The organism is Longimicrobiales bacterium (genome assembly GCA_035764935.1).
In the GTDB taxonomy this organism is placed as follows: Bacteria; Gemmatimonadota; Gemmatimonadetes; order Longimicrobiales; family RSA9; genus DASTYK01.
Genome location: DASTYK010000076.1, coordinates 20,917 through 28,049, shown reverse-complemented (window position 1 = coordinate 28,049; position 7,133 = coordinate 20,917). Strand labels below are relative to the sequence as shown.

General features: G+C 68.4%; 4 protein-coding genes and 1 rRNA gene. 3 read left to right on the top strand and 2 right to left on the bottom strand.

The genetic code is table 11. The features are described from left to right. The 3 genes from VFU06_06175 to VFU06_06165 form a co-directional block, all read left to right on the top strand. Positions 1–467 (top strand): 16S ribosomal RNA (locus VFU06_06175); the annotation flags it as partial. 250 nt (positions 468–717) lie between these two features. Further along, the gene (locus VFU06_06170; protein HEU5208981.1) at positions 718–4,176 is read left to right on the top strand and encodes an AAA family ATPase; all 3,459 of its coding nucleotides are present in this window, start codon (positions 718–720) and stop codon (positions 4,174–4,176) included. 143 nt (positions 4,177–4,319) lie between these two features. After that, positions 4,320–4,832 carry a hypothetical protein gene (locus VFU06_06165; GenBank protein ID HEU5208980.1) on the top strand — a complete coding sequence of 171 codons (513 nt, stop codon included), beginning with the start codon at positions 4,320–4,322 and terminating at the stop codon, positions 4,830–4,832. Between the two features lie 98 nt (positions 4,833–4,930). Here VFU06_06165 and VFU06_06160 read toward each other — a convergent pair whose 3' ends face one another. Further along, on the bottom strand, positions 4,931–6,106 hold the full coding sequence (locus VFU06_06160; protein HEU5208979.1) for a hypothetical protein: 1,176 nt from the start codon (positions 6,104–6,106) through the stop codon (positions 4,931–4,933). A gap of 14 nt (positions 6,107–6,120) precedes the next feature. Next, the gene (locus VFU06_06155; GenBank protein HEU5208978.1) at positions 6,121–6,885 is read right to left on the bottom strand and encodes a hypothetical protein; all 765 of its coding nucleotides are present in this window, start codon (positions 6,883–6,885) and stop codon (positions 6,121–6,123) included. Positions 6,886–7,133: the final 248 nt, after the last annotated feature.

Here is a 7,133-nt window from a genome sequence, read left to right as displayed (position 1 = left end):
TGAGATGTTGGGTTAAGTCCCGCAACGAGCGCAACCCTTGCCCCGTGTTACTAACAGGTAAAGCTGAGGACTCTCGGGGGACTGCCGGCGTCAAGCCGGAGGAAGGTGGGGACGACGTCAAGTCATCATGGCCCTTACGCCCAGGGCTACACACGTGCTACAATGGTCAGGACAGAGGGCTGCGAGACCGCAAGGTGGAGCGAATCCCAGAAACCTGGCCCAAGTTCGGATTGCGGGCTGCAACTCGCCCGCATGAAGCCGGAATCGCTAGTAATCGCGGATCAGCTACGCCGCGGTGAATACGTTCCCGGGCCTTGTACACACCGCCCGTCACGCCATGGAAGCCGGGAGTGCCCGAAGTCCGTGTCCCAACCGCAAGGAGGGAGCGGCCTAAGGCAAGCTCGGTGACTGGGGCGAAGTCGTAACAAGGTAGCCGTAGGGGAACCTGCGGCTGGATCACCTCCTTTCTGGAGACACCCAGTAAGCTCCTCGTGAGCCGACCGGTTCTCAGAAGTCGCACCACACGAACGACACCCGACCGCGATTGTCAGATATGGAAGGAGCCGGTGCCCTGAAGGCGCCGGCTCCTTTTTTATTGAGTTTCGCGGCGGGCCGTTCCTAGATTGGAGCAACGTTGCGGCGCGCGGCCCCTCCTGTTCCGCCATCCCCCGAGCATCCGCGCTGTTGAGCGCCGCACGAACTCCACGCGGTGGCATGATGCCCGTTCCTTCAGGTACGACCGGGCCGAGGCTGGCAGCCATCTGGTTCGCCGACATCTGCGGTTTTACCCGCCTGGCGGCGCGTGACGAGGCGGGCGCGCTGGAGCTGGTGGCGCTGCTGCAGCGACTGGCGGCGGCGCAGGTCAGTCGGCAGCACGGGCGGGTAGTGAAGTACGCCGGTGACGCGGTGCTTGCCGAGTTCCCGAGCGTGCGTGCAGCAGCGCGCGCCGCGCTGTCGCTTGCGGAGGAGTTCGAGCAGCGTGCCAGGCCGTTCGTGCGCGGTGTGCCGCTTCACGTGGGGCTGCACATAGGCGAGATCAACGAGGCTCCGGACGGCGACGTCTACGGTGATGGTGTGAACATCGCGGCGCGCCTGCAGGAGCAGGCGCCGCCGGGAGCGGTGCTGGTAAGCGGCGATGCCTGGCGTCAGCTCCGGCCGTTGCGGGAGTTCCGCGCGAAGCGTGACGCCCGACGCGCCCTGCGCGACGTCCCTGCGCGATTCTCGACCTACATCCTGCGGCCCGCAGCCGCAGCATCGGAGGTGGCGAGTGCGGGTGACGCGGCCGAGCGCGTGGCGGTTGTCCCGCCGCTCGAGCTCGTCGGGCGCTCGGCAGAAGTGACACTGCTGCGCAGCGTCATGGATCGACTGCAGGAGGGCCACGGTGGCACCCTGCTGCTGCCTGGTGAGCCGGGTGTCGGCAAGACACGCCTTGCAGAGCTGCTGGCCACGGAGGCCGAGCGGCGCGGCGTGCAGGTGGCGAGCGGCCGTGCCTACCCGGTCGAGTCGGGCGTTCCGTATGCGCTCATCACGGACGCGCTGCTGCCCCTCGCGCGCCGGCACAGCCGCGGGCCGCCGGGAGACAGGGAGGCGGACGCGCTCGCGCCGCTGTTCCCCGTATTCCGCCGCGGGCAGGGTGGGTCGATTCCGGCGGATGACCCGGCGGAGTTCAAGGGTCGCCTGCTGTGGACGTTCACAGAGCGGCTGCGTGCGCTGGTTCGCCATGTCCCGCTCGTGCTCATCCTGGACGACCTGCAGTGGGCCGATGCATCGTCGCTCGAGCTGCTGCACTTCCTCGCACGACAGACGTCAGACGATGGAATTCTGATCGTCTGTACGTACATCGATACACTGGGCTCGACCGGTGCCATGCACGGGCTCGAGCAGTCGCTGCTCGGGCTCGGCGTCGCGCAGCTGCACCGGGTGAAGCCACTCGATGCCGCCGCCGTGGCGGAGCTGATCACCGGGTCCTTCGGTACCGGCGGTGCTGACGTCGCGCGCTTTGGCGAGCTGCTGCACCGCTGGACGGGTGGCAACGTCTACTTCGTGCAGGAGGTGTTGCAGTCGCTGGTGGCGGGCGGTCATCTGCGGAAAACGGACGGCGAGTGGCACGGCTGGAGCGACGTGTCGCTGGACCTTCCGCGGACGGTGCGGCAGGCAGTCATGCAGCGGATTCAGCAGCTCGGTCCCGCGGCGCGCGTGGTGGCCGGCATTGCGGCCGTCGTCGGTACACGAGCGCCCTATCGCTTGCTGCGAGCGGCGGCGGACATCCGTGAGAACGATCTGCTGGCCGCGATCGAGAGCCTGTGTGGTGCGGCCATCCTGGCCGAGTACGTGGACGAAGACGGCAGCGTGTGGTTCGAGTTCCGCCACCCGATCGCCCGGGAGGTCCTCTACCAGGAGCTTGGCGCCGCGCGGCGCGTGCGGTTGCACGGAACCGTGGGCGAAGTGCTGGAGCGTGTACCCATGCGCGCGGCGCGTGAGCGCGTCGACGACCTCGCGTATCATTTCGCGCGCGCGGATCCTGGTGAGTATGCAGCACGCGCCATGGGCTACCTGATCGATGCGGGGACGGCGGCACTGCGTCGCTTTGCGAACCAGGAGGCGGCCGACTACCTGACACACGCCCTCGAGATTGCGGGCGTCAGCGAGCGGGCGATGCCAACCGCGACGGGCGCTGCTGGCGCGACCGAAGTCGAGCTGCCCGGTGTTCCGGATGCAGGGCTTCGCGTCGCGATGGACCGGCTGGCGCGCGCGCGTCAGCGGCTGGGTGAATACGATGCCGCCTCCTGGCTGTTGCGCGCGCTGCTGCGGGACGCGGAGATGCGCGCCGATACTGCTGCAGTGGCAAGCCTGCAGCGACGCATCGGCCTGAACTGCCTGTGGGCCGGTCGGCACGCCGACGCACTGCAGCACCTGCATGGAAGCGTGGAAGCGGCGCAGCGTGCCGGCGCCGGACGCGATGTCGCGCGCACCGAGCTTGCACTCGTTGCGTGCTACCAGGAGCTGGGTCGCGCACCGGAGGCGCAGCAGTGCGTTGCGCGGGCGCATGCGATTGCCGAGGAGCTCGGCGACGAGTCGCTGGCCGCGCGTACGCACCGGGCGCTGCTCATGCTGCACACCTGGATAGGCCCGGCCGAGACAGCACGCAGGCACGGCGCAATCGCCATCGAGCTGGCGGAACGGACGCACGAGCCGACGGTCGCGTTCTTCAGTCACTGGACGCTCGCAGTTCTCGAGGGGCTGACCGGCAACACCGAGCGCATGGCGGAGCACATCCGGGAATGCGAGCGGCGCGCGCAGACCCTGAGCTCACCACTGCTGCGACTCTGGGTGGACGAACTGTCCATCGAGTACGCGTGGGCGGCGGGCGAATGGGAGCGAGGCCTTGCCATCGGCAACAGTGCCATCGCACTCGCGCGCTCGCTGGGTCAGCCGAAGCTGCTGCCGCGCCTGCTGGTCTGGACGTCGCTCATCCTTCTCGGCCGCGGCGAGGTGAGTGCGGCGGAGGCGCACATCGAGGAAGCCTGGCGGATATCAGGTGCGGCGGAGCCGGGCGGCGACCGCTCAGTGGACGTGCACGCGGTCGTGCCGGCGCACATCGGCCGGGCCGCAATGCACTTCGCACGGGAGGAGTACCGCGAAGCGATCGACGTCGCCGAGGCCGGTCTCGCCGTCGCCGATCGCAGCGGTTACCCGTTCTGGGCGATTCACCGCCTGCTGCCCATCATCGCCGAGTCGGCGCTGTACCTGCGCGACCTCGACCGCGCGGAACGCGTGGACCGGCGACTCCGTTCTGATTCCGAGCGGCTCGGGCACCGGCTGGGCCTGGCGTGGGCCGACGCGCTTCGCGCACTCGTCGTGTGGCTGCGCGGCAACAAGACGGACGGGACGATGCTGATGAGCGCGGCCGTCCGCGGCCTGGAAGCAATTCCCATCGTCCCCGACGCCGCGCGCCTGCGGCGCCAGCTCGCCGGCCGACTGCTGGAGATCGGTCAGGCGGACGCGGCGGTCGCCGAGCTGACACGCGCCCTGGAAACCTTCCGTCACCTTGGAGCCATGCCGGAGCTGGAGAAAACGCTCGGGATGTTCCAGGAGTTCGGCGTGGCTCCCCCCGACGACACGCCGCGTTCTGCGGAGAAGCGCCGTCTCGACTCGATTCCGAACCGTCACGATTGAATCCGCGTCGGTGAGACACGTCATCCCGCCGATGATGTGCTTCGTCAACATCCCCGGACTCCCCGCCACACGCGTGAATCCTTCGCATCCGTCTCCGCGTCTGATGCTCTGAAGGTCATGAACACAGATCATGGGGGTACATCATGAAGATGCGGACGACACTGCTGGCGGCGGGCGCAATGCTGGTCACGAGTGCGACGGCTGTCGGGGCTCAGGTCGACTACGCGATGTCGGCACCGCGCGGCCCGGAGGCATCGGTCACGCGCGCGGATAAACTGAAGCAGGAGGCAGAATCGCTCTTCGGCACGCCGAAACAGTGGAAGAAGGCGCAGCGGCTGCTCATCGAGTCCGCGGAGATCCGGGACGCGACGGACGAAGACGCGTACACATGCTACATGATGGCGGGGCGGCTCGCCGCTGTGCTCGGCGAAAACGACGCCGCACACGAGGCGCTCGAGAGCGCAGCGGAACACGCGCTCGCACGCGGTGCACTCGTGGATGCGGCATCGGCATTCATCGACGCGGCGCACGCGGCTGCCCGCGCGGGCAATCGCGATGCGGTCGAAGAGCTGGTGGAGCGCGCGTCGCTGCTTGCGAACGCGCCTCGTCTGACCGACCAGGAGCGCGCCGCGATCAGGCACCGGCTGGACGCATAGCGCGAAGCGCCGGAATCAACGATAGCGCAGGCAGCAAAGGAGAGCGCCGCCGGATCCAGGGATCCGGCGGCGCTCTTCCGTTCGTCACTGCCGACGGATCAGTTGCCCGGCGGACGCGGCTTCGCGCGGCGCTCCGTCGAGCTGCTGCTCGGCGTGCTCGACCGGGTCGACGAGACACCGGTGCTCGAGGACGGCTGGCTGTCGCGTTCGACTGCCGGGCGACCGGTACGCGTCGGCGAGTCCGTGCCGGTCGATCTCGAGGGTGGGCCCGTGTAACCGCGGCCCTTGACCAGCCGGCCACGCGACGGTGCGTTGTCGTCGTCGTTGCGGTCCACGATGATGACACGCGTGCCCCCCGTGTACCAGCCGTAGCCGTACGGCGAGCTCCAGTACGGGTTGTAGCCGTAACCGTACCCGTATCGGCCGTACGGGTCGTAGCGGAACGCGTCGTAGTGCGGGTAGTACATCCGCTCCCGCACGGCATAGTCGCGATCATCGCGATCCGCAGGGGCGGCAGCAACCGCAAACCGCTCCGGATACGCGAGTGCGACGATCACGTCGATCACTTCGGCATCGACACCCGCATCGCTGAGCGCGATGAGCGCGTCCGCATCGAGCTCGATGTCCGTGGTCGGAGTGCTCATCAGCATCGCCTGCAGCGCCTGCCTGGGCAGCGTGGCGTTCGCCTCGACGATGTCCTGCAGCGTGAGAGGTGCGGCCGCGTAGAGACGGGCGCTGGCATTGCCGAGTGACGCCAGGTCGCGCAGGGATTCGGGGTACTCGGACGCCGCGAGCGAGCGGTACTGCTGCACGCGCACGCCGTACTCCTCGTCGACACCGACCGCCTCGACCTCGACCAGCGTGTTCGGACCGCTCAGGGCGAACACACCGGCCGACTCACGCCCGAGCACGTTTTCGCCGCATGTCAGCGTGGAGCGCAGATAGATGCGCCCGCCATCCTGCGACCAGCTCGCCGTCTCGGTGCCCTCGCATCGTTCATCCTTGACGGCACGCGCACCCGCGTCCGGCATGATGCGCTGCTCGCCGCTGATCTGCTGGCCCGCCACGGTGAGCACATCGACGCCGCCGCTCGCAGGCCGGAAGCACACCACGTGATCCGCCACCGGCTGGCTGCCGTCCTGGACGAACGGCGCCCAGCATCCGAGGAACGCCTGCCAGCGCGAATCGACGTCCACTGCCTGGGCCGACACCGGCTGCGCCGCCGCGGCGGCAAGCAGGAACGCGCCGGCGAGGACTCCTGTCCTGGTTCGCATGGGTATCCTCCTGTCTAGAAACGCACGGACAGACCGACAGTGCCCTGCAGGCCACCCAGGTCGATGTCCTCGAAGCCCTGATAACTCGAGCTCAGCTCGGCCGAGCCCCACTGGTAGCGGACGTCCGCCGTAACACCGAAGCGCGTAGTCAGCCAGTAGTCGGCGCCACCGGCCAGGTGCAGCGTGCGCCCCCAGCCATCGGAATCCAGCACCAGCTCCGAGATTTCACACGCATTGTCCTCGTCGCAGGTCGCGTAGTTCACGAACTCGCCCTCCTGCTGCAGCTGGTACTTGGTCGTCCCCACCCCAACGCCGACGTACGGGGTGAAGTGGGCGGGGATCCAGGCGTGCGAGCTGATGCTGCGCCCGCGGTCGAGCGGGTAGTACTTCAGTGTCGCTGCCACAGGCATGCGGCGCAATGACGTCGTCTGAGCGATGGGCTCGTCGTCAAAGCCGATGTGCGTTCTGGACTCAGAGCCCGCCTCCGTGTCGATCCAGCCGATGCTGCCCACGAGGTCGAGGTTCGACGTGAGCCGCACGCCCAGGTCACCCATCACCGTGAAACCGGAAAAGTCGCCCCGCTCCAGGGTGAGCAGCTCGAAGAACTCGTCGTACAGGTCACTGCCCGCCGATGCCATGTGGTGTCCGCCACGCACGCTCAGCGTGACGCGCGGTTCATCGAACAGGAAGCCGTCCTGCGCCAGCACCTGCGCCGGTACCAGCAGCGACACGCCCAGTACGCCCGGCAGCGCGCAGCGCAGCAGGGAAAAGAGGCTCATGCGGGACCTCCTCAGGAGAGTATCGGGAGAGCGCCCCATCCGCATCGCGGGTGCGCGCAATTGCGTGGTACGGCATGGGCGGCGGGAAGTTCCGTGCCCGCGCGGCCGCATGTTGTATACGAAACGCGCTCCGCGAGCAGGGTGCACCGGCCCCGCGGAGTCCTGCCCCGGGCGCCGGGTGACAGGCACCGGGCGAGGGTGCCGGACGGCGCCGTCGTGTGTCCGGCGGGCTCGACAGCCAGCCCGCA